A 22,195-nucleotide genomic window follows, 5' to 3' on the forward strand; every position below is an offset into this window, starting at 1 on the left:
TACGGCTCCGCGAGAACGGCGGGCCTCACGGAGCCGCACACCGGTCTGCGGGGTGGCTCAGCAGTGGGCTGCGCGCTCGCCCTCTGTCATCGGCGCGTCCTTGAGGTTGACGTAGTCCAGGTCGGGGCGGTCACTGGTGGATCCGGACGCCTGGTAGTCGTGGACGTACCAGATGTAGTGGCCGTAGTACCTGCTCGGGAAGTGGATCTCGTACCAGCCCGTGGCCTGTTGCTTGGCCGTGCCACGCTCCACCCAGCCCTTGTATCCGGGCGGGATGTCGACCGAGTTGCTCTCCGTGTCGGTGTGCGACGCGGTCCAGTCGTGCCGGTAGGTGGCCTCGACGGAGACCTCGAAGGTCTGCCAGTACTTGGCGGTCACTTCGACCGAGACGCCGACCGAGTTGGTGGTGGCGGTCGTGTCCGACCAGTCGATCCGGTGCGGGTTGGTCTGGCTCGCGCAGTTGTACGCCGTGCTTCCCACCTGGTGGGCCGGGCCGGTGTACGTCGAGTAGCTCTGCGGGTGGAACTCGCAGAGGTCGGCCCAGTTGCAGGCCTCCAGCAGCTGCCTTGTGCTGGGGGTGTCCTCGGCGGAGGCCTGCGGGGCTGCGAGCAACGAGGCGCCGACAGTGAGAGCTGCGACGACCCCGGCGGTCCGGGACAGACGCTTGACGGACTTGATTCCGCGACGTGCGGATTCCATGAACAGCTCCCTGGGGGGATGAGGAGACGGCCGCCGGACGAATCGGCGGCGGAAACCGTGCGGTGGGTGAGGGCCTCCGGTGGCACAGGGGGGGAGAGCGTGCCGCCGGAGGCCCTGGACGCCCGTCGGCCGGCACAGGGGGGAAGCGTGCCGCCGTCGGGCTCTTGGTGCCCGCTCACCGGGCCGCCGGGCGTGGTCGACGCCGGAGGTCCGGGCTGGCGAGACCCAACATTGCCCGGCACGGAGTTGATCAGCACCCCGGTTCGATCACGAAAATCAACCGCCGAGGAATGGACGCCGACCAGCCATGAATGGATCACCTTCGCGTCGATGCCCATGAACCGCACGTTCAGGCTCCGCTCGTCCGCCTGCGGGAACTCCGAAATGGAACGGCTGCGGCGACCACCATGAACGAGATCACCAGCACCAAGTCACCCGTGCATCCCAGGAAGGAGGCCGGAGGGCCGCCCGGCATCGGTGTCGCACAGTGCGGCAGCGCCCCCGGACTGGTCGGCCCCACCGCCCCGACCAGGACCACAGGGGCGCGGCGATCGAGTACGCCGAGGCGATTCCCGCGACCGTCGTCACCGGGGTGCCGAACAGACCGAGGACATGGCCCACGGATGGTGGCCGTGGCCGACTCTCGTTCCTGTGGGCGACCTCAACGTTCCTCGTGAGCGGAGCACGTCCCGTCTTTGCCGGAATGTTGCGTCGATGTCATCGGAACATCGGAACCCCACCAGGGGCGGAGAGCATCTGCTGCTACGGCAGGGGGTAGCCCCGAGTCGCCGTTCGCTCCAGTCATGCTCCGTCGGAGGTGGGACCCGGTGGGTCGTCCTGAAAGACCTGTGGACCCCGAGGCCGGTCCTGTCCAGCGGCTCGCGCACGAGCTGCGGGAGCTACGCCAGGCCGTCGGCAGCCCCTCGTACCGGGCCATGGCCAAGAAGGCCGGTTTCGCACCGACCACGTTGTCCCAGGCGGCCGCCGGTGAGCGGCTGCCGTCCTGGTCCGTGGTCGAGGGGTACGTCCGGGCCTGCGAGGGCGACCCCGCGGACTGGGAGCCACGCTGGCAGGAAGCCGAGGCGGCGACCACGGGCGCGGTCCGGGAGGAAGAAGCGGACGCGGCAGCGCCGTACCTGGGTCTCGCCCGCTTCGAACCTGAGGACCGTCACCTCTTCTTCGGCCGTGACCGGATGGTCGAGGACCTGAGGCGGATCGTGTGCGACCAGCGGCTCGCCGTGCTGTTCGGGTCGTCCGGCAGTGGCAAGTCCTCGCTGCTGCGGGCCGGGCTGATTCCGCGGCTGCGGGAGGCGATGGCCGAGCACGGGCATCCGGCGGTGCTGCGGGTGTTCACTCCCGGGGCACGGCCGGCCGAGACATACGGCCGTCTCCTCGCCCCCGCCGAGGACGAGCCGGAGAGCTGGGTCGTGGTCGACCAGTTCGAGGAGGTGTTCACGCTGTGCCGGGACACCGGGGAGCGGGCCCGCTTCATCGAGATGCTGCTGTCCGCCCGCGACCCGGACAGGCGGCTGAAGGTGCTCATCTCCGTACGAGCGGACTTCTACGCCCGCTGTGCCGAACACCGGGATCTCGCGGACGCGCTGTGCCGCGCCGGGCTGCTGCTCGGTCCGATGACGGCCGACGAACTGCGGGAGGCGGTCGTCAAACCGGCGCAGGAAGTCGGGCTCCTGGTGGAGCGGGAGCTGACCACGCGGATCGTCGAGGAGGTGGACGGCCAGCCCGGCGGGCTGCCGATGCTCTCGCACGCCCTGCTGGAGACGTGGCGGCGACGTAAGAGCCGGCTGCTGACCCTGGCCGCGTACGAGGCGGCCGGCGGGGTACGCGGCGCGATCGCGGCGACCGCCGAGGAGGTGTACGGGCAGCTGACCGCGGATCAGGCGCGCACCGCACGGCACCTGCTGCTCCGCATGGTCGAACCGGGGCACGGCACCACCCCCGACACCCGGCGCCCGCTGACCCGGACCGAGCTCCAGGACTACCCGAATCCGGATGTGCGGCTGGTGGTGGACCGGCTCGCCCGCGCCCGCCTGGTCACCGCCGACGAGGACGGTGTCCAGCTCGCCCACGAGGCACTGATCACCTGCTGGCCGCGGCTGTCCGAGTGGATCGAGGAGGACCGCGAACGGTTGCGCCACCACCGCCGGCTGACCGCGGTGGCCCACGCCTGGCAGGAGCACGGCCGCGACCCCGGCGCCCTGTACCGGGGTAACGCGCTCACCCGTGCCGAGAAGCTGTTCCCGGACGGCGACCTGCTCACCGCGACGGAGCAGGCCTTCCTCACCGCGGCCCTCGACGCCCGCGACGCGGAACAGCGGGCCGCCACCCGCACCGCCCGCCGTTCTCGCGCGCTGCTCACGGCCCTGTCCGCCGTCCTGGCCACCGCGCTGGTGGTGGGCCTGACCGCCTGGAGCCAGCACCTCGACAACGAGCGGCAGGCCACGGACACCGCCGCTCGCCGCATCGCCTCCGTCGCCGACGGCCTGCGCACCACCGACCCGCGCACCGCGATGCTGCTCGGCGTGGCCGCCTGGCGCGTGTCCCCGTTGCCCGAGTCCCGCCGCGCCCTGCTGGGCTCGCTGGCCCAGCCCGAACAGGACGCCTTCACCGACCCGGCCCCCGGCGCCGAGTCCGGCGGCTTCCTCACCGACTCCGGCCGTACCCTGCTCAGTGCCGTCTCCGGCCGCTGGATGACCTGGGACGTGAACACCCACAAGAAGACCGGGACGGGCAGGCTGCCGCAGGGCGACGTGGTCGCGGCAGCGCCGGACGGCCGCGTCCTCGCCGTCTCCCAACCCGACGGAGTACGGCTGTGGGACACGAGGGCGGGCCGGTGGACGGGGGATTCGAACCCCATGCCGCTGTGGACGAGGGTGGAGATCGGCAGCGGCGCGCTGGTCCAGGAGTCGGACGACGAACGGGTGCGGGTGCGTTCCGTCGACGACGGCAGCGTCCTCTTCGAGACCCGGTCACCCGGTGTGGTGGCCCCGGCCCTGAGCGCCGACGGCCGGCTGGTCGCGGTCTGCCCCGCCGACGGCACACCGCAGGTCTGGGACGTCACCAGCCACCGCAGGCTGCTCGGCGAATGGGGGGACACCTCCGGCCTCTGCACCTCGACCGACGGGCTCACCGGCGTGACGTACGCCGGCACGACGATGAGTCTGAGCGCCTCCGGCGACCGTCTGCTGACCGTGTCATCCGCGGGCGTCCTCGTATGGAACACCCGTACCGGCCGCCAAGTGGCCGAGCTGAGTGAGTCAGGCGTGCAGCAGACGGCCCTGAGCGGCGACGGCGCCTTCCTGGCGACAGCGGACGGCAGAGAGGTGCGGGTCTGGCGGCTGTCGGTCCCCGACACCCCGGTGTTCCGGCACGACCTGAACAACCAGCGGCCGTACGGCGGCCTTGCCTGGGACCCCTCGCGCCCGGTCCTGCGTTACCTGGAAGGCGGTACGGTCCACTCCCTCGACGTGACCGCGGCGGTCACGTCCGCCTGGCAGGACCGTCCGTTCGACAAGCTCCTGCTGAGCCCTGACGGTCACACCCTCGCCACCGCCCAGCGCTCCAGGTCCCGCTACACCTTCCAGATCCGCTCGACCCGTGACGGCCACGTCCTGCGCACCCTGCCGGCGCCGACGCTCCCGGTCTCCCGCGACCCCCGTCGGCCGGTCGTCGCGGCGGACACCCTGCCGTTGATGGCGTTCGACGCCGACGGCACGATGTTCGCCTACGGCGTCTCGGCACCGGTCAGCCAAGCGTCACCACAGCGTCTGGCCGTCTGGGACGTACGACACGGCCGCGCACGCGCCGAGGTGGACCTGGCGACCGTAGCGACCGGCCCCGTGCTGACCTTGGCCCTCGGCCCGTCGGGCCGTACCGTCTACGCCGGCCGGGACCAGCGCTCCGGCGTCCTGGGCACCGAGGTCTGGGACACCGCACGCGCCCGCCGCACCCGGGTGCTCACCGGACCGGCCGACGTGACCGGCCTGGCGCTCGCCGTCCGCCCCGATGGACGCCTCCTGGTCATGGGCAACCGCAGGGCCACCCTGCCCTCGGGTCCGGTGACCGACCGGGACCTCGTCCTTGACGACGAGGTCACCGCCCTCGCCTTCAGCGCCGACGGCTCGCGGCTGGCCGCGGGCGGCGTCACGGGCAGGGTCGCCCTGTGGGACGGGCGGCTGCGGCAGCGCGCCGGCATCCTGCCCAACGTCTTCCCCGCCCCGCTCGGCCCCACCCCGGAATCGGTCGGCGCGGTGGCGCTCAGCCCCGACCGCCGCACCCTGGCCGTCGGCGGCACCGCGGGCACGCTCCAACTGTGGGACACCGAGACCCAGCAGCCCCTCGGCGAGCCGCTGACCACACCCGGCGACGCGGTCGCCTCCCTGTCCTTCAGCCCGGACGGCAAGACGCTGTACGCCGCCGGGGCACATGTCCCGCTGCAGCGCTATGTCGTCGATCCGGGGCGGGCGGTCGCCGAGGTGTGCGCTCGCGCGGGGCGCGCTGAACTGACGCGGGCACAGTGGCGGACGTACGTCGGTGCTGTGCCTTATAGGAAGGTTTGCGACGAGTGATGCGGCGTCTCGGTCTCGGGTTTGGTCACGCCCGAGCCGTCGGACAACCCGGCTGAAGTACTCACCCGCTCTCGGCGGCGGAGGAGGGCGCGAGCCCGCGCTCGGCCGATGCCTTCTCGGACGAGCAGGCCGAACGGGCCTGCCTGCGGGCCCTGATCTCCGCCGTCCTGGCCACGACCTGAGGTCGCCCCCCGGCCGGCAGGAAGCGTCGACATCACGGCAAGCAGCCGTCACGGTCGTTGCCGGCGACCTTGTACGCGTTGGTCGCCTCGATCAGGTTGTTCTTGGTGTCCGACGTCAATCCGGCAGGGGCTGTTCGGCCCAGATCGTCTTGCCGTCGGAGGTCTGGCGGCTGCCCCAGCGCTCGGCGACCTGGGCGACGAGCAGCAGTCCGCGCCCGCCCTCGTCGTAGATGCGGGCCCGCCGCAGGTGCGGGGCGGTGCTGCTGCCGTCGGAGACTTCGCAGATGAGGGCGTCGGCGCGGATGAGCCGCAGCTGGACGGGGTCGTGGCCGTAACGGATGGCGTTCGTGACCAGCTCGCTGACGATCAACTCGGTGGCGAACTCGAGCTCGGCCAGCCCCCAGGCGTCCAGCTGTTCGCCCGCCACCTTGCGGGCGCCGGCGACGGCCGCGGGATCCATGGGCAGCTGCCAGGTGTGTACCTGGTCGGCGCCGAGCGTGGAGGTGCGGGCCAGGAGCAGCACGATGTCGTCGGCAGGGGGTTCGGGCATCACCTTGCGCAGCACCTCGTCGCAGGTTTCCTCCAGGTCGGCGGCCGGGCGACGCAGCGCCTCACTCAGCAGGCCGAGTCCGACGTCGATGTCGCGGTCGGGGGCCTGGATCAGGCCGTCGGTGTAGAGGGCGAGCAGGCTGCCCTCGCCCACGTCGATCCGGGCTGCCTCGAAGGGCAGTCCGCCCATGCCGAGCGGTGGCCCGGCGGGCAGGTCCAGGACTTGGGCGGTGCCGTCGGAGGTCACCAGGACGGGCGGTGGGTGCCCGGCCCGTGCCAGGTCGCATCGGCCGGCGACGGGGTCGTAGACGGCGTAGAGGCAGGTGGCCCCGACCTCACCCGAGGCCTCCTCCGCCTCCCGTCGCGCATCCGGGCCTTCCTCCCGGTCGAGCCGGATGACCAGGTCGTCCAGCCGGGTGAGCAGCTCGTCGGGCGTGAAATCGGCGTCGGCGAGGGTCCGTACCGCGGTGCGCAGGCGGCCCATCGTGGCCGAGGCGTGCACGCCGTGGCCCACGACGTCGCCCACCACCAGCGCGACCCGTCCCCCGGACAGGGCGATCGCGTCGAACCAGTCTCCGCCGATCTCGTCGCCCGAACCGGCTGGGAGGTACCGGTAGGCGAGGTCCACCGCCTCCGCTCCCGGCAGCCGCTCGGGCAGCAGGCTGCGCTGGAGGGTGAGGGCAGTCCGGTGCTCGCGGGTGTAGCGGCGGGCGTTGTCGATGCTCACCGCGGCCCTGGCGGCGATCTCCTCGGCGAGCACCAGGTCGTCCTCGACGAAGGGGTCCTCGGTACGGTGCCGCAGGAGGTGCATCACCCCCAGAGTGACGCCCCGCGCGCGCAGCGGCACCATCATCACCGAATGGATCCCGGATCGCCTCATGCTCTCGGCACGGGCCGGGGAGGCCGACGCCCACTCGCGCAGCAGCGGGTCGCCCACACGGTAGAAGGCACCCCGGCCGGTGATCAGGGCCTGGGCGGGTGGGGAGCCGGGGGTGTAGACGTCGGTGCCGCCCGGCAGGGTCACGGATTCCGGGCACCCCGGGAGCACGGACCGTTGCGCGGTACAGCGGCAGACGACCGGCGTGGCGGGCGGTATCGGTTGCGGCTCGTGTCCCTTGACGACCGATTCCAGCAGGTCGACGGCGACGAAGTCGGCGAACCCCGCCACCGCCACGTCGGCCAGTTCCTCGGCTGTCCTGGTCACGTCCAGGGTCCTGCCGATGCGCACGCCGGCGTCGCTGAGGACCGCCAGTCGACGCCGGGCCCAGTACTGCTCGGTGATGTCGATCACCAACGCCGACATCCCCAGGACCGCGCCCGCCCGGTCCTTCAGCGGGGAGAGGAAGAGCGACCACGCGTGATCGCGGACCTCACCCGAGCCCCGGAACGGCTGCTCCTCGCGGAAGATCATCTCACCGGTGCGCACGACCTGGTGCTGAAGGCGGTCGATCTCGTCCAGGGGCGGGGTGGGATAGATCTCCCACAACGTCAGGCCCTTCATCTCGTCCGGCTTCAGCCCCATGGCCTGGCTCATCACCTGGTTGCAGGTCACGAACCGCGCCTCACTGTCGTAGACGGCCACGGGCAACGGGAGCTGCGCGAGCGTGAGGTCCCACAGGTCCGCCGTCCCCGCATCGGTCGGTCCGGAGGCGTACGTCACCGCCGCCGGGGTGACGATCCAGTGGGTGCCGCCGTGCGCGTCCGCCAGCGGCGTGCCCCGGAGCTGCACGGTGACACGGTCTCCGTCCCGGTCCCGCAGCGCCACGTCGCTCGTCCACGGTTCCCCGGCGGCCAGGTGGCGCCGCATCGCGACGGGCATTCTCCCGGCGAGCAGGCCGGTGGCCTGCCGACCGACCACTTCCTCGCGCTCGTACCCGAGCAGTCGCCCGGCTCCGGCGCTCCACATCATGACGGCTCCGCGGGTGTCGATGACCACCGCGAAGTCCTCGGGTGCTGCTTCGCCCCCTGTTGCTGTGGTGGTGTCGGGCTCGTTGTCCATGGATGTATCCCGACCTCGTGCCTGCCGCGCCCCGGCGCGGGCGCTGACTCACCCCTCACGGGCGCTGCCTCCAGCATCCCGCCGCAGCGCACCCCGCTCAACCGGCGGCCCAGACACCAGTGACCACAGGCGAGTGCTCGGCTTCAGCCGGACACGGGGACTGTCTTGCTGATCGTCCCGCTGATGTCGGCGGAGACCATCAGGCCCGGTACCAGGCCGCACACTTGCCGCTCCCCCAGGTCAGCGGGGACAGCTCATGGTTCAGCCACTGTGCGAGCGAGGACATCCGCGGTCCGACGCGTACGAGGACCACGGCCGTGGTGACCGCAGTGGACACCAGCGGGCCGATCACCATGGCGGTCATGCCGCGCAGCGCCGCGGAACGGTGATGGCGCCAGGCCCATCCTCGACCAGCTCGCGAGTCACCTGGCCCGGCATCAAGCGCTGATCGTGTTGGACAACTGCGAGCATGTGATCGGCGCTTCCGCCGACGGCCCTCAGCGCCCACCGCCTCGCGCCCACGCCGCCCGCTCCCGTGAGCGTCACCAGCCGCCCCATGCCCAGCAGGCGGCGGATGCCGCGCGGCCCGGGTCTCCGCAGCCCTGGCGGGATCGTGGGGTCACGGTGTGCTGGTCGGTGTACCGTTCCTCCGCCGCGCCGCGCGCCGTGTGGACCGGCGAGGGAGCAGCACCGGTTGCACGAGCCGACGCCGCTCCACACCGCTGCGGGCGTTGATGACAGCGATCAGCAGATCGACCACTTCGGCGCCCACCCGGTCCGGGCGGAGGCTGAGCGTGGTGACGGGCGGGGTCGTCGTCGCGTAGTCCGGGTCCTCACTGATGCACGCCACCAGCAGATCCTGCGGCACCCGAATCCCATGGTGCCGGGCGGCGGCGAGGATGTTGTGACCGGAGTCGGAGTAGACGCCGATGACGGCGTCCGGTCGCGGATCGCGGGCGAGCAGCCGGCCGACCGCGTCCCGTTCCGACGTGAAGTAGTCGGGCAGCGCGGCGTACTCCTCGACGAGGGCGGGCATGCCGCGCTCGGCGCACCAGGACGCGTACGCGCGTCCGATCAGAATCGGGTACGCGTCGTCGTGAAGCGGCTGGGAGAGCGCGATCCGCCGCGCGCCGGACTCCGCGAGGTGGTCGAGCAGCAGGCGCATGCCGGCTTCGTGGTCGGTGTCCACCCACGCGTCGTCCCAGCACGGCTGGGACGGCCGGCCTTCGCTGACCATCGGGATGCCCCGCTCCCGCAGGAGGGAACACACCGGGTCGTCGGCGCGCGGTTCGACGTGGATGACGCCGTCCATCGGCGTGTTGAGCCACGTCCACGGTGACAGGGAACTCGGCATCACCATGAGCATGTAGCCGCGCTCGTGCGCCGCCGCCATCGCGCTCAGCGTCAGCTGTGCGTAATAGGGAATCTCGATGTACGAGACGGGAAGGTCGCCGTACGTCGTCGTGGTCAGGCCGAGCACTCCGGTGCCGCCGCGCGCCAGGGCCCGGGCCGTGCTGGCCGGGGCGTGCCCGAGTTCGCGTGCCGCGGCGAGCACCCGCTGCCTGGTCGCTTCGGACAGTCGGCCGGTGCCGTTGAGCGCGTTCGACACCGTGGCCGTGGACACTCCGGCCCGTGCGGCCACGGCGCCGAGCGTGGGACGCCGCCAGACACGCGAGATCGTCATCTGTACCCCAACAGCCCTGAACGGCTTGTGGTTAGGACATTGATCACACACCGTACCGGGCGACGGCGGCCGGTACGGCCCGCCGGGTGAGGAGTTATCAGATGTCAGATGTCTTCGACAGCACCCTTGCAGGGTCCGCGGGCGGCCCGCCGCAGCGGCGGACGTTCCTGGCCTCGGCCGGGGCGGGGCGCCCTCGCGGTGGCCGGTGCCGGTACGGCCGCCCGGGCAGCGACCGGCACGCCCCCGGTGCGGGTGGCCACCGTGGTGCTGAACGGGCGGGTGTTCACCGCGACCAAGAGCAGCACACGGGCACAGGCGGTGTCCGTCGGCACCGACGGAAGTCGGCCCATCGGTGCACGGGGTCTTCACAGCTCAACGGCTGTGAAGACCCTCCCCGCTGGTGACCGGGACCGTCTCAGTCCAGGCTCAGCAGGGCCTCGGCGGAGAACGGGCGCAGTTCGCCCTGGCGGCCGTCGCGGATCTTGGCCACCCATTCCGGGTCCGAGAGCAGCAGGCGCCCGACGGCTACGAGGTCGAACTCGTCCCGCTCCATGAACTCCACCAGCCGGTCCAGGGAACCGTTCGCCGCGCCCTTGCCCTCGATGAGCGCGCTCAGGAACTCGCTGTCGTGGAGCCCGACCGAGCCGACGGCGACCGTCGGCAGACCGGTCAGCTTCTTCACCCAGCCTGCCAGCGAAAGGTCCGAACCGGGGAACTCCGGCAGCCAGAAACGCCGGGTCGAGCAGTCGAAGACGTCGACGCCCGCCTCGATCAGCGGGCCGAGCATCAGTTCCAGCTCGTCGGGGGTGGCCGCCAGCTGGGCTCCGAAGTCGCCGACGGTCCACTGGGAGATCCGCAGGAAGATGGGGAAGTCGTAGCCCACCGCGGCCCGGCACGCCGCCACCACCTCGGCCGGGAACCGGGTGCGGCCCCCGAGGTCACCGCCGTATCCGTCGGTGCGGGTGTTGATCTCCGGACGGAGGAACTGGTCGATCAAGTAGCCGTGTCCGCCGTGCAGTTCGAGACCGTCGAAGCCCAGCCGCTTGGCGTCCGCGGCGGCCTGGGCGAAAGCGGCGACCACCTCGGCGATGCCGGACTCGGAGAGCGTGGCGGGCCCCGCTGCGGGCACCTGCGGGTCGGGGACGTCGTCGCCCTTGCGTTCCAGGCCCGCGTGCCACAGCTGCGGGATGATGCGGCCGCCCTCCGCGTGCACCGCCTCCACGGCCCGGGCCCAGCCCGCGAGGGCGTCCTCGCCGTGGAAGCACGGCACGGTCGTGGTGGGAGCGGATGCGGCGTGGCCCACGACCGTCCCCTCGGTGACGATGAGACCGACGCCGCCCCGGGCCCGGCGCGCGTAGTACTCGGCGACCTCGGGGCCGGGAACGCCGTTCGGCGAGAAGTTCCGTGTCATCGGCGCCATGATGATCCGGTTGGGCAGACGCAGCCCGCCCACCGAGAAGGAGCGGAACAGCGGGGCCACCGCGGGGACGGAAGCGGGCGCGGGGACGGTGGTTCGGGGGGCGGGGGTGGTGGCGGGCATGGAGGCTCCCTCGGAGTCGGGGGTCAGGAGTCAGGGGTTGGTGGTGACGCGTGGGCGGCGGGCGGCCCGAAGCGCGAGGCCACTCGGTCGAGCACGTGGCCATGACGTACGGCGCGATGAGCTCAAGGACGGATGCCCTCACGGGGCCTGGTGTCAGCCGCTGGTGCCCGCGTGCCCTGCGGCGCCGGAAGCCGGTGCCCGAACGCGGGGACGGTCATCACACTCGCGTTTCCCGTCCGCGGACGAGAGCCCCTCGGCCCCCGTCGCGCCCTCACGCGGGGCGACGCTCGGCGGCCTCCGAGACCTGTCGGTAGGTGTCGGCGGTCTCCCGGCGGGCCAGTTCCACGGCGCGCTCCAGGCTCATCCGCGCGGGCAGGCCGAAGATGTCGACGATGGTGGCGAGCCGCTGTTCGAGGGTGCCGCCCACGACGTGGTACGGGATGCGGAGTTCGTCGAGCGTGCCGCGCAGCAGCTCGTCGGACATGCTCCGGAAGCGCTTGGAGACCGGCCGGTGCCCGTCGGCGACCAGGTCGAACTCCACCGGCAGATGGACGAAGACGTCGTAGGCCCGGCGCGCGTGATCCTTCAGCACCGCGCCCATGGCGTCGATCACTTCCTCGTAGAAGCCCGGCGCCTGCTCGCCGGCCTCGTAGCCGTCGGTGGGATGGATCCCGGCGCGGACGCGGACCTTGCCGTACACCCACTCGTGCAGGGAGGAGCCGTCGGAGAGGAAGCCGTCGGGGAGGTGGGACTCGTGCACGGCGCGCTCGGTGAACCGACGGATGCCGAGCTGAATCAGTTCGGCGGCCGTGCACTGCTCCAGACGCTTGCCCGGCAGCGCGTCGGCGAGGATCTCGCGCATGGTCCGGGCGTGGGTGCGCGGTACTCCGGTGAGGTGGGAGAGCGCGATGGTCGTCGTGGTCTTGCCCGTGCTGTACGTCCCGGAGACAGCCAGTCTCCGCATGGCCGTCCAGTTCCGCACCGCACTCGTGGGGGCGAGCCCTGTCGTCGTCATCGCAGCCCTCGGCCGGGTAGTCGGTGTGCCACGGAGAAGCCTCCGGTGATGCCGTGGAACGCGTAGCCGAGATCGCAGACCCGCCAGGTGTCGTCGGCGATGGACAGCAAGCGGGTGTCCTCGATCCGCGCGTGCACGGGGAACGCGCGATCCAGTCCCCGCAGCGGCATAGGGGTGGACAGGACTGCCTGGCGCAGCCACAGGGTGTCGCTGTCGCCGCGGTCGATGCCGTCGAGTTCGTACAGCAGGACCTGGGCGAGCTGGCCCATCACGGTGATCGCGTCGATCATGGACGCGCTGGGCAGGTAGGCGGACTCCAGGCCGGTGGGCCGGAGACGGCTTTCGCCGGGCGCGGGCGTGATGTGGACGGTGGCGTCCACGCGTCCGGCCTCCCGGTCGACGGTGAGGTCTGTGACGCGCTGGCCGCGGTGCCGGAAGAGCTCGGCGAAGTACCGCCGGTACGGCTCCCCCAGGACGTCCTCGGCGCTCGGGTGGCGCGCCTCGGCGTGGTCGGGCCGGTATCCGCCCGCCACCTCGTGCTGGACCTCGCACCAGACCTCCATCGAGCCGATGCGAGCCCGGATCGGCGAGGCGCGCAGACCGTCGGTGACGTGCGCCGACTCGGCGGGACGGACGACGCCGTGCACGGCGAGGCGGTCGAGGTCCTCCTGCGGATGGACGCCGGCCCGCAGGCGTACCCCGCGCAGCCACATCCGCGAGCGCGTGCCGGCGTCGAGACCGTAGGCGTGGCCGAGCAGGATCTCGGCGAGCTGCGCGCCCAGCGCCAGGGCGTCGATGCTGCTGAGGTGGGGGACGAGTTCGCCGGTGCCCTTCGCGGACCAGTCGGCCGGGTAGCTCACGGACGCGCGGGCGGTCGCCTCGGTGGACTCGGCCCGGCTGGAGACCCGGATGGCCTCCAGCCGGTGCCGCACGCGGCGGAAGCCGCCACCGAAATAACGGTGCTCACCGGGACCGAGATGGTCGTCGATGGCGGGGACGACCAGCCGGGCCCCTGCCGGGCCCGTCACGGGCACCTCGTGGAGACGGTCCGGGTGAGCGGGCGGCTCGCCCAGGGAGCGGCCATCATCTGGTGGAACATCTCGTGCGAGGAGAGCAGGAGCGCGGCCGGGGCCGTCGTCCGGTCAGGGTCCACGGATGGGGGCGGTGAGGCTGTGGGGTGTGCGGTGGCGGCGTGCATGACGGGCCTCCTGTCGGGTCTGCGGGCGGGGTCACAGGCCGAGCAGGTCGTCGACGTGCCGGTCCCGGGACAGCACCGCGCGTGCGATGCCGGCGTGGTCCGGGTGATCCGGTGCGTCGAGCTGCGCCCACAGGTCGCGCAGCCGGAACCGGGCGGCCGTGCAGTGGACGTCCGTGAGTCGCTGGTGCCCGTCCTGTTCGGCCGTGGCGAGGACCGCCGCGGTGCCGAGCAGTTCGCGGGCGATCCGGCCGAGCAGCAGCAGCGGGTACTGCTGGGCGCGTCGCTCCCGCTCCCCGGCCGTGCGGGCGCCGACGTCGCGGCAGGCGGCGGGGAAGCGGGCCAAGTCCTCGTACAGGTCCCGCAGATGGCGGGCGTTGCGCGGGGAGAGGTTCTCGGTGGCCGGGAGTGTGTCCGCGAAAGCGTCGGCTGCGAGGCCGGCCGGGGCCGTATCCGCGACGTGTGCGAGCAGCGCCTGGGCCGCCTGTGCGTCGGCCAGGTCATCGACGCCTCCGGCCGTCCGCAGCATCCTGATGTCCCGGAAGGCCCGCTCCAGCGGAACGGACGGTGCCCCGCGCCGGCGCTTGGAGCGGTCGGTTTCCACTCCTTCGCCGCCGAGGAGCGAGACCGTGCGGTCCACAACCCGGGCGGCCGCCTCGGTGCAGAAGTTACGGGCGAACATGCGCTCGAACCAGCGGTCGCCGGGGGCCGGGGCACCGAGGCTCCAGCGCACCACCGCGTCCATGGCGCGTACTTCCGCCGCGTTGGCCGCGAGCGTGCGCTGGATGAGGTCGTACTCCCCCAGCCCGATGCCGTCGACGCGTCGGCGCGCGGTGAACTCCCGTGACCAGCGCAGGCAGTTGCGGGCGATGGCGAGCGCCGGGGCCGCCTGGATGAGCATCCGCGCGGTCAGGTAGGCCGACATCCGTTCCGGGGTGTGCCGGGGGTCGCCCTGCGCGACCGTCACCACATGGTCCCTGGGGATGGTGACCCCTTTCAGGCGCAGCCAGCCGTTGGGCAGGCCCCGTACGCCCAGGTACTCCAGGTCGGCCCGTACCTCGAATCCGGGGCTCCGGGTGTCCACGACGGCGAGGCCGACGCGGGGGCCGTCCTCGTCGCGTACGGTCACGGTGACCCCGAGGAGGTCGGCGACGGGTCCGTTGCTGATGAACAGCTTGTCGCCCTTGAGCACGTACGCCGAGCCGTCGGGGGTCGGGTCCGCGGTCGTCCTCGGCCACCGGTTGCCCTGTCCGGCGGGCTCGGTGTCCGCGAAGCCGGAGATCATGCCCTCGGCGCTGCGGCGCCGGATGAGGTCGCGCAGCGAGCCGTGCGGCAGCGTCGGCAGCAGCGACGTGGCGACCCCGATGCCGTTGTGGACGCCGAGCATGAAGCCGATCGCGGCGGACCGGGAGGCGACCGCCTCGACGGCCCGGAACAGCGTGTACGGCGTCAGCCCGAGCCCGCCGAGGTCCTGGCTCGTCGCGAGCCTGAAGGCGCCGAGGTCTCGCAGGCGCGCGATCAGGAACGGGGGGATCTCTCCCTCCCGGTCGACGGCGTCCGGGTCGACCTCGGTGTCGAGGAAGGCCAGGATCCGCACCACCTCCGTCGGCTGTTCAACGCTCTCCGGTGCGGACGCGCCGCGCCGGACGTCCCATGCCGGGTCGCCGCCGGTCAGGGCGGTCAGGAAGGTCGGCGCGAACGTTGGCGCGACCTGCGTTGTCGGGCGCTCCGCGAAAACTTGGACGGTCATCTCACACCTCTCGGACCTGGCTCGCCGCGGCCTGGTCGGCGGAGCGGACGGTGTCGAGGAGCCGGTGCAGTCTCAGGCCGGCCTCGAAGTCGGGCACTGTGTGCGAGCCGGTCCGGATGTCCCGGGCCAGCGCGGTGTAGAGCTCCGCCACGTTGCGCACGGCGGTGTCGGGTACGTCCACAGCGGTACGGCATTCCGGCGGCACGGGCACTTCCCGGCGGCCGTCGGTGGCGGCGCCCTTGTCCTCGTACAGACGGATGTCGCTGATCTGGATGCCGTGTCCCGCGGCGGGCCCTTCGGAGACGAGGGCGAGGCTGCCGCGGGTGCCGGAGAACTCCAGGCGGGTGCGGGCGTGGCCGGTCTTGCCGTCGTGGATGTGAACCGACACGGGGACGCCGGTGACCAGGAACCCGCCGATGACGATGTGGTCGGCGCTGGTGACGCCGATGCTCTCAGCGGTGTCGGAGACGGTCAGCCTGGGCTGCTGCACGGACAGGGACGCCGAGAGCCGGCCGACGGGCCCGCACAGGAACTCCAGCAGGTCCAGCGTGTGCCCGCCGGCGACCTCCAGGGTTCCGGCGCCGTTGCGCCGGTCGACGGTGTAGACGGCGTCGGAGGTGAGGGTGCCGCCGGCTCCCTTGGCTCGGGTGGCGAAGACGTTGACGCCGGTGACCCTGCCGATGGCGCCGGAAGTGAGCAGCCGGCGGGCGTGGCGGACGGCGGGCGCTTGCCGGGCCTGGAGGCCGACGGTGTGGTGGACGCCTGCCTGCCGGGCGGCCTCGGCCATCACCTCGGCTTCCTTGGTGGTGCGGGCGAGCGGCCATTCGCAGTAGATGTGCTTGCCGGCCTCCAGGGCGGGCAGGACGAGGTCGGTATGGTCCGGTGTCTTCACCGCGACGACGACCAGGTCCACCTCGGGATGGCCGCTGAGCCGGGCCGGGTCGGTGAAGGCGTGGGCTGCTCCGTGCTGTTCGGCGGCGCGGCGGGCGCTGCCGGCGCGGGTCGTCGCGACCGCCGTGAGCTCGTAGTCCGGCAGGGCCTTCAGGGCCGGCAGGTGTGCCGCCTTGGCCCAGCCCCGTTCGGTGCCGGCGCCGATGACACCTACACGAATCGGTTCGGTCATGGCTTCTTCCTCGTCTGGGGAGGGACGGGACGGAGTGCGGAGCGCACCGGAGCGGAACCGACGGCGGTGGAATCGGCCGATTCCACCCCGGTGCCGTTCGGGGAGGGTCAGGACAACGCGGCCAGTTCCTCTCCGAGGATGCGGACCGCGGTGGTGATCTGCTCCTCCGTGTGCTCGGAGGTGATGAAGAACCGCAGCCGGGCGAGACGTTCCTCCACCGCCGGGTGCAGGATCGGGTTGGCGCTGACGCCGCGGGCGTAGAGGCGGTCGGCGAGGCGGAGCGCCTTCTCGGAGTCGCCGGTGATCGCGGGCACGACCGGGGTGCCCTCGCTGGTGCCCACGTCGACGCCGGCCTCGGCCGCGAGCCGCAGGAACAGTGCCGCGTTGTCGTGCAGCCGGGTGACGCGCTCGGGCTCCTCGCGGATCAGCCGGAGCGCGGTGAGAGCAGCGGCGGTGGACGCCGGGGGCAGCCCCGCGCTGAACACGAAGCCCGGCAGGGTGTACCGGAAGTGCTCGATCAGCTCGTGTCGTCCGGCCACGTAACCACCGCAGCTGGCGAGGGACTTGGACAGGGTGCCCATCCACACGTCCACGTCGTCGGGGTTGACCCCGGAGAACTGGGCCATGCCGCCGCCGGTCTTGCCCATCACGCCGATGCTGTGGGCTTCGTCGACCATGAGGAGGGCGTCGTGCCGCTGCTTGACGGCGATGAGCGCGGGCAGGTCCGCGGTGTCACCGTCCATGCTGTAGACGCCCTCCACCACGATCAGCACCCGGCGGTAGTTGTCCCGCACATGGTCGAGGATGCGGTCGAGGGCCACCAGGTCGTTGTGCGGGAAGGGCTGCCGGGCGGCGCCCGACTGGCGGCAGCCCTGGATGATGCTGTCGTGCGCGAGGGAGTCGTGCAGGATCAGGTCGCCGGGGCCCATCAGGTGCCCGATCACGGTGACGTTGGTGGCATGCCCACTGACCAGGCTCACGGCGTCCTGGGCGCCGACGAGTTCGGCCAGGCCCCGGTCGAGTTCCTGGTGCAGCGGGCGGTTGCCGGAGAGGATGCGGGCGGCGGACACCGAGGAGCCGTAGCGCTCGACGGCCTCCTGGATCGCCGCGGCGACCGCCGGGTGGCCCGACAGACCGAGGTAGTTGTAGCTGGAGAAGGAGATCAGCTCACGGTCGGCCACCCGGGTGGTGTCCCGGATGGTGCCCTCGTGCGGCAGGAAGTACGGGTTGACGACGCCGGACGCCTCGAGGCTCCGCTTGCGCTCCAGTGAGGCGAGGACCTCGGGGAACACCCGGACGTCGGCGGCCTCTCGACGGTCCTCCGTGCTGCGGCGCCGCTCGGCGGGTACGGGGGCGGCGAGCGCCGACACCGGTTCCGCGACCGGCGTCGGGGCGGCGGAGGGGCGCGCCGCGGGTGCCACTCCGAGGCGGTCCTCGATGGTCGTGACCAGGTCGCCGATCGTGGCGATGTCCATCATCTCGGCGGCCTTCACCTGAAGGTCCGGCCACCTGCCGCGCAGCCGGGTGGCCAGCTCCGCCAGCATGATCGAGTCGAATCCGAGGTCGGTGGCGAAGACGTGCTCGGGCCGCAGGAAGTCCTCGGGGTAGGCGCTGACCTTGGATATCCCGGCGTACACGGCCGCCCGCACCTCGTCGGTCCCGGCCTGGACCGGCGGTGCGGCGGGTTCGAGGGAGAGAGCCTGAGGCGCCCGTCCCGCACGGACGGCCTCAGACAGCTTCTCCTGGAGCGGCTCCTGGACGGGTGCGGTGACCGTCGGGACGGCCGCGTAGGGCAGGTTCCGGCCGGCCGGGTCGAAGGACTGGAGCAGGGACACCTGGGCGTGCAGGAACTCGATGAGACCGCTCATCCTCGGCTCTCCGATCGGGGAGGTGGCAAGGGGGGAGGGAATGACCGTGCGCAGACTCGGCTCGGGGACGGGGGCGACGGAGGGTTCGGGCGTGGTGGTCGCGGCGGGGCTGGGAATCACCGTGCGGCGCCGGTTGCGGCCGGTGCCGGTGCGGACCGTGTACACCGCCGTCTCCAGGGGGGACGGTGGGAGGGACAGCAGCCGACCGCCGTCCGCGGGGAACAGCGCGGCCGGGTCCACCGGCGCCCCGGCCACGGCGAGCCGGCCGAGCGCGGTGAGGAAGGCGCGGCCGTCGTCCGACCGGCTCGTCGTCAGCGGTACGAGTTCCAGGTCCGCTCCCGCCGCGCCGCGCTTGGCCATGCGCAGGAGGGTGTCGCCGCCGTAGACCTGTACGAGGAAGCGGGCGCCGGTCGCGACGACCGACCGCACGGCGTCGGTGAACCGTACAGGGGCGGTGTTGTGACGGGCCCACAGGTCCTTGATCTCCTGCGGTTCCCGGCACTCCTGGCCGCTGACGCCGGAGATGAACGTGCGGGTGGGCTCGGTCAGCGGGAGGCCTGCGATCGTCTCCGCCATCACCTCGTCGGCGGCCGCGACCAGGGGCGAGTGGAAGGCGTGCGACACCCGCAGCCGGACCGCGGCGACGCCCTGCTCGGCACAGTGGGCGCGCAACGCCTCCACGCTCTCGATGCCGCCGCTGAACACGAGCTGGCCCTCGTGGTTGTAGCAGGCGGGCCAGACCCCCTCGATGGCCAGGGCGAGGCGCTCGGCCTCGGCGGCGGGAGCCTGTACGGCGAGCATGGCACCGGTCCCGGACGGTACGGCGGCGGCCAGCGCCGCCCCCCTTTGCGTCATGAACCTGACAGCATCGGAAGCAGCGAACGCCCCGGCCGCGACCGCGGCGGGGAACTCGCCGACGCTGTGGCCGACTGCGACATCGGGCCGGATCCCCAAGGCGGCGAGCAGCTCGACGGTGGTGGCACCCGTGATGCCCAGGCCCGGCTGGCACATGTCGGTCACCATCAGAGCGGCCTGCGCGTCGCTGTCGTCGGCGTCGTGCGCCTCCCACAGCAGTCCGGGCAGCGCGTGCGGCACCGTGTCGGAGTCCTCGGCGGTCAGCGCGGCCAGCTCGGCCGCTCGGTGGGCCGGCGAGGGGAACCGCCGGACGAGGTCCGCCAGCATGCCGGGCCGCTGCGAGCCCTGGCCCGGGAAGGCAAACGCGATCCGGCGCTCCTCCGCGGGCAGTGGCTTCGCCGCCGCGTGGATGCCGGGAGCCAGTTCCCCGACCGCGCCGTCCGCCAGTCGCTGCGCGGCGAGCTGGAGCCGGTCGAGCAGCTCCTCACGGGTCGCGGCGACGAACGCGAGGCGGGCGGTGAGCAGATCACGCCGGGCCAGGGTGTGGGCCACCTCGGCGGGTGTGGCGTCCGGGGCCGCGGCGACCGTCCGGCGCACGTCCTCCGCGTGCCGGGCGAGGTCCGCCACGGACCCGGCGGAGAGCAGGAAAAGCCAGGGTTCGGCGGGGAGTTGGCCGACACTCGGGTCCGGGTCGGTGGCCGGAGCGCCTTCCAGGACCGCGTGCACGTTCGTGCCGCCGAAGCCGAACGAACTGACGCCCGCCCGGCGGACGCCGTCGTGCGGCCACTCCTGGGCGGTCGTGGTCAGACGCAGGCCGGAGCCCTCCAGGTCAAGGGCGCCGTTGACCTGGATCTCCGCGGGCTGCGGCGGTACGACGCCGTGGTGCACGGCGAGCGCGGCCTTCACCAGCCCCGCCGCCCCGGCCGCGGACAGCGTGTGCCCGATCAGCGCCTTGGAGGAGGAGACGTAGCACGGCTGCGCGGAGCCGGACTCCGAGCGCAGCAACCCGATGGCCTCGAGTTCGGTCCGGTCGCCGACAGGCGTGCCCGTACCGTGTGCCTCCAGCAGGTCGATCTGCCCAGGGGTGATCCCGGCGTCCCGGTAGGCGGCGCGCAGGGCGGCGAGCTGCCCCTGGGCCTGCGGTGTCATCGGGCCGCCGCCCCGGCCGTCATTGGCGGAGCCGACCCCGGTGATGACGGCGTAGATGCGGTCGCCGGCCGCGACGGCGTCCTCCACCGGGCGCAGCACCAGGATGGCGCCGCCCTCACCGAGCACGAAGCCGTCGGCGCGCTCGTCGAACGGCCGGCACACACCGTGGCGGGACAGCGCGCCAGCCCGGGCGAAGCCGACCAGGGGCGCCGGTGACAGGCTGATGTACACGCCGCCCACGAGAGCGATGGAGCAGGCGCCCAAGCGCAGGCTGCGCACCGCCGCGTCCAGCGCCACGAGCGCCGAGGAGCAGGCCGCGTCGAGCGAGACGGAGGGGCCGCCGAGGTCGAGGACCTCGCTGACGGCGCAGGGGACCATGTTGGCCAGACACCCGGGGATGGTGAAGGAGTTCATGGGCATCAGCGAGGAATCGGTCGCCTCGTGCAGTCGGGCCAGCAGCTCCGGGTCACGCTCCCCGTCATGGAGGGAGCCGTCCGCCAGCAGGTTTGCGCTGACGCGGGAGACGCTGATGTCCCGGTAGTCGATCGAGCTCACCCCGGCGAAGACGCCTGTGCGGGACCGGTCGAAGCCGGTGCGCTCCCAGCCGGCGTCCTGGAGCGCCTCCCGCGCCAGGTCCACGAACAGCCTGGCCTGCGGGTCCATCGTGCGGGCCCGGCGGGGCGGAATGCCGTAGTGGGCGGGGGCGAACCGCTCGACCTCGGGCAGAAAAGCGACCTGGTCGGTGTAGACGCCGTGCGGCTCCCTGAAATCGCCCGGCCGATGGTAGGCGGAGTGGTCCCAACGACTCGCGGGGACCGCCGAGAACTGCGACTCGGCATTCACCAGCATTTTCCAGAATTCGCCGACATTGGCGGCTCCGGGAAATCGGCACGACATGCCGACAATAGCCATATCAGCCACGAACGCTACCTCGATCCAACATCGATTGCGAAAATGGCTCGGCGCCAGAAAAAGAGAGGCGACAAAAGTACGTGTGGCCGCCACTGACACCGACAACGGAGAGCTTGGCCGTGATTACGGAGCGCGCGCAAGCGGTCTTCTCAACCAGCGGAAAGGAAACCTGTGAGTAGCTTGCAAAACGGTGGAGCAAGGCTCGGATGCGATTGACCGGCGGTTCGAAGCGGCGAACGGAAGAGGAACTCGGCTCGCTTCGAGCCGCCACCCGGTCCGCACGCGAGGACACACGAGGACCGGGCGGCGCCGCCGTCAGGCTCGAGCGTCCGGCCCCGTGGAGCGCAGGCCCACCTGGAGGGCGAGCGCGACGACCGCGTTCTCGAAGAGGGTGTCGCGGTCGTCGATGACCCGGTTGAACTGTCCGAACACCTCGAAGCTGATCAGACCGAACAGCTGGGCCCAGGCGGCGGCCAGGCGGGGCACGACCGCCCCCGGGAGGATGCGGTCGGGCTGTTCCAGCAGCCGGCGGATCTCCTCGGCGACGACCGCGTCGCAGTCCGCCGCCGGAAGGTCCGGCTCGGCGAGAAGGCCGGCGTCGTGGGCGGCCTCCGCCACCGCGAGCAGGACCAGCGCGACCCGGGAGGCCGGGGCCACGGTGTCCTGCGGGGCGGCGTAGCCGGGCACGGGTGAACCGTAGATCAGCGCGTACTCGTGCGGATGTTCCAGCGCCCACGCCCGCACGGCGCGACAGATCTCGACCCATGCGTGCTGCGGGTCCGTGACGCCCGCCCTCGTGAAGGCGCTCTCGGCGGCCTGCCCGATGGCGTCGTAGGCGTCGACGATGAGCGCCGTGAGTAGATCGTCCCGGCTCGGGAAATAGCGGTAGAGCGCCGACGAGGCCATGCCCAGTTCCCGTGCGACCGCGCGCAGCGAGAGCCGCGCCGCGCCCTCGGCGGCGAGCTGTCTGCAGGCCTCGCCCTTGATGGCGCCGGCGACCTCGGCGCGGACTCTCTCCTTGGCTCCTTGGATGACATCCATGAGAGCAGTCTGCCACCTACGAGAGCACCGCCCAAGCGTGAGAGCAGT

The 22,195-nt window shown here is 72.2% G+C and carries 14 protein-coding genes; 1 reads left to right on the top strand and 13 read right to left on the bottom strand.

Annotated features, from left to right (window positions below; all coding sequences use genetic code 11):
• Nucleotides 1–57: 57 nt before the first annotated feature.
• The gene (locus CES90_RS19120) at nt 58–699 is read right to left on the bottom strand and encodes a hypothetical protein (RefSeq protein ID WP_189786017.1); all 642 of its coding nucleotides are present in this window, start codon (nt 697–699) and stop codon (nt 58–60) included.
• A gap of 827 nt (nt 700–1,526) precedes the next feature.
• Here CES90_RS19120 and CES90_RS19125 point away from each other — a divergent pair.
• Complete coding sequence (locus CES90_RS19125; protein ID WP_189786016.1) at nt 1,527–5,285, top strand: nSTAND1 domain-containing NTPase; 3,759 nt, start codon at nt 1,527–1,529, stop codon at nt 5,283–5,285.
• Nucleotides 5,286–5,582: 297 nt separating this feature from the next.
• Here the strand turns inward: CES90_RS19125 and CES90_RS19130 are convergent, their stop codons facing one another.
• The 12 genes from CES90_RS19130 to CES90_RS19185 form a co-directional block, all read right to left on the bottom strand.
• Nucleotides 5,583–8,015 carry a SpoIIE family protein phosphatase gene (locus tag CES90_RS19130; protein WP_189786015.1) on the bottom strand — a complete coding sequence of 811 codons (2,433 nt, stop codon included), beginning with the start codon at nt 8,013–8,015 and terminating at the stop codon, nt 5,583–5,585.
• A gap of 199 nt (nt 8,016–8,214) precedes the next feature.
• Nucleotides 8,215–8,379 (bottom strand): hypothetical protein, encoded by a 165-nt coding sequence (locus tag CES90_RS19135; RefSeq protein WP_189786014.1) that lies wholly within the window; start codon nt 8,377–8,379, stop codon nt 8,215–8,217.
• A gap of 255 nt (nt 8,380–8,634) precedes the next feature.
• Nucleotides 8,635–9,699: a LacI family DNA-binding transcriptional regulator gene (locus CES90_RS19140; RefSeq protein WP_189786013.1), complete on the bottom strand. Its 1,065-nt coding sequence runs from the start codon at nt 9,697–9,699 to the stop codon at nt 8,635–8,637.
• A gap of 104 nt (nt 9,700–9,803) precedes the next feature.
• Complete coding sequence (locus tag CES90_RS19145; protein ID WP_189786012.1) at nt 9,804–10,049, bottom strand: hypothetical protein; 246 nt, start codon at nt 10,047–10,049, stop codon at nt 9,804–9,806.
• A 65-nt stretch (nt 10,050–10,114) separates the two neighbouring features.
• The gene (locus CES90_RS19150) at nt 10,115–11,239 is read right to left on the bottom strand and encodes an NADH:flavin oxidoreductase (protein WP_189786011.1); all 1,125 of its coding nucleotides are present in this window, start codon (nt 11,237–11,239) and stop codon (nt 10,115–10,117) included.
• A gap of 271 nt (nt 11,240–11,510) precedes the next feature.
• Nucleotides 11,511–12,254 carry an AAA family ATPase gene (locus CES90_RS19155; protein WP_229914168.1) on the bottom strand — a complete coding sequence of 248 codons (744 nt, stop codon included), beginning with the start codon at nt 12,252–12,254 and terminating at the stop codon, nt 11,511–11,513.
• Nucleotides 12,251–13,282, bottom strand: coding sequence for an AvrD family protein (locus CES90_RS19160; protein WP_189786010.1), 1,032 nt, complete (start codon nt 13,280–13,282; stop codon nt 12,251–12,253). The genes CES90_RS19155 and CES90_RS19160 overlap by 4 nt, the downstream gene beginning before the upstream one ends.
• On the bottom strand, nt 13,279–13,452 hold the full coding sequence (locus CES90_RS19165) for a hypothetical protein (protein ID WP_189786009.1): 174 nt from the start codon (nt 13,450–13,452) through the stop codon (nt 13,279–13,281). The genes CES90_RS19160 and CES90_RS19165 overlap by 4 nt, the downstream gene beginning before the upstream one ends.
• A 31-nt stretch (nt 13,453–13,483) precedes the next feature.
• Nucleotides 13,484–15,199, bottom strand: coding sequence for an acyl-CoA dehydrogenase family protein (locus CES90_RS19170; protein ID WP_189786008.1), 1,716 nt, complete (start codon nt 15,197–15,199; stop codon nt 13,484–13,486).
• A 1-nt stretch (nt 15,200) separates the two neighbouring features.
• Nucleotides 15,201–16,322, bottom strand: a complete 1,122-nt coding sequence (locus CES90_RS19175) for a Gfo/Idh/MocA family protein (protein WP_189786007.1) — start codon at nt 16,320–16,322, stop codon at nt 15,201–15,203.
• Between the two features lie 107 nt (nt 16,323–16,429).
• Nucleotides 16,430–21,106: a type I polyketide synthase gene (locus CES90_RS19180; RefSeq protein ID WP_268257038.1), complete on the bottom strand. Its 4,677-nt coding sequence runs from the start codon at nt 21,104–21,106 to the stop codon at nt 16,430–16,432.
• 315 nt (nt 21,107–21,421) lie between these two features.
• Nucleotides 21,422–22,147 carry a TetR/AcrR family transcriptional regulator gene (locus CES90_RS19185; RefSeq protein WP_189786005.1) on the bottom strand — a complete coding sequence of 242 codons (726 nt, stop codon included), beginning with the start codon at nt 22,145–22,147 and terminating at the stop codon, nt 21,422–21,424.
• Between the last annotated feature and the right edge of the window lie 48 nt (nt 22,148–22,195).

The organism is Streptomyces capitiformicae (genome assembly GCF_002214185.1).
Classification (GTDB): domain Bacteria; phylum Actinomycetota; class Actinomycetes; order Streptomycetales; family Streptomycetaceae; genus Streptomyces; species Streptomyces capitiformicae.

What these genes read in the sequence shown, in the direction of transcription:
- CES90_RS19120 (WP_189786017.1), bottom strand. Translation starts at nt 699, where the DNA reads ATGGAATCCGCACGTCGCGGAATCAAGTCCGTCAAGCGTCTGTCCCGG.
- CES90_RS19130 (WP_189786015.1), bottom strand. Translation starts at nt 8,015, where the DNA reads ATGGACAACGAGCCCGACACCACCACAGCAACAGGGGGCGAAGCAGCA.
- CES90_RS19135 (WP_189786014.1), bottom strand. Translation starts at nt 8,379, where the DNA reads ATGACCGCCATGGTGATCGGCCCGCTGGTGTCCACTGCGGTCACCACG.
- CES90_RS19140 (WP_189786013.1), bottom strand. Translation starts at nt 9,699, where the DNA reads ATGACGATCTCGCGTGTCTGGCGGCGTCCCACGCTCGGCGCCGTGGCC.
- CES90_RS19145 (WP_189786012.1), bottom strand. Translation starts at nt 10,049, where the DNA reads ATGGGCCGACTTCCGTCGGTGCCGACGGACACCGCCTGTGCCCGTGTG.
- CES90_RS19150 (WP_189786011.1), bottom strand. Translation starts at nt 11,239, where the DNA reads ATGCCCGCCACCACCCCCGCCCCCCGAACCACCGTCCCCGCGCCCGCT.
- CES90_RS19155 (WP_229914168.1), bottom strand. Translation starts at nt 12,254, where the DNA reads ATGACGACGACAGGGCTCGCCCCCACGAGTGCGGTGCGGAACTGGACG.
- CES90_RS19165 (WP_189786009.1), bottom strand. Translation starts at nt 13,452, where the DNA reads ATGCACGCCGCCACCGCACACCCCACAGCCTCACCGCCCCCATCCGTG.
- CES90_RS19170 (WP_189786008.1), bottom strand. Translation starts at nt 15,199, where the DNA reads ATGACCGTCCAAGTTTTCGCGGAGCGCCCGACAACGCAGGTCGCGCCA.
- CES90_RS19175 (WP_189786007.1), bottom strand. Translation starts at nt 16,322, where the DNA reads ATGACCGAACCGATTCGTGTAGGTGTCATCGGCGCCGGCACCGAACGG.
- CES90_RS19180 (WP_268257038.1), bottom strand. Translation starts at nt 21,106, where the DNA reads ATGGCTATTGTCGGCATGTCGTGCCGATTTCCCGGAGCCGCCAATGTC.
- CES90_RS19185 (WP_189786005.1), bottom strand. Translation starts at nt 22,147, where the DNA reads ATGGATGTCATCCAAGGAGCCAAGGAGAGAGTCCGCGCCGAGGTCGCC.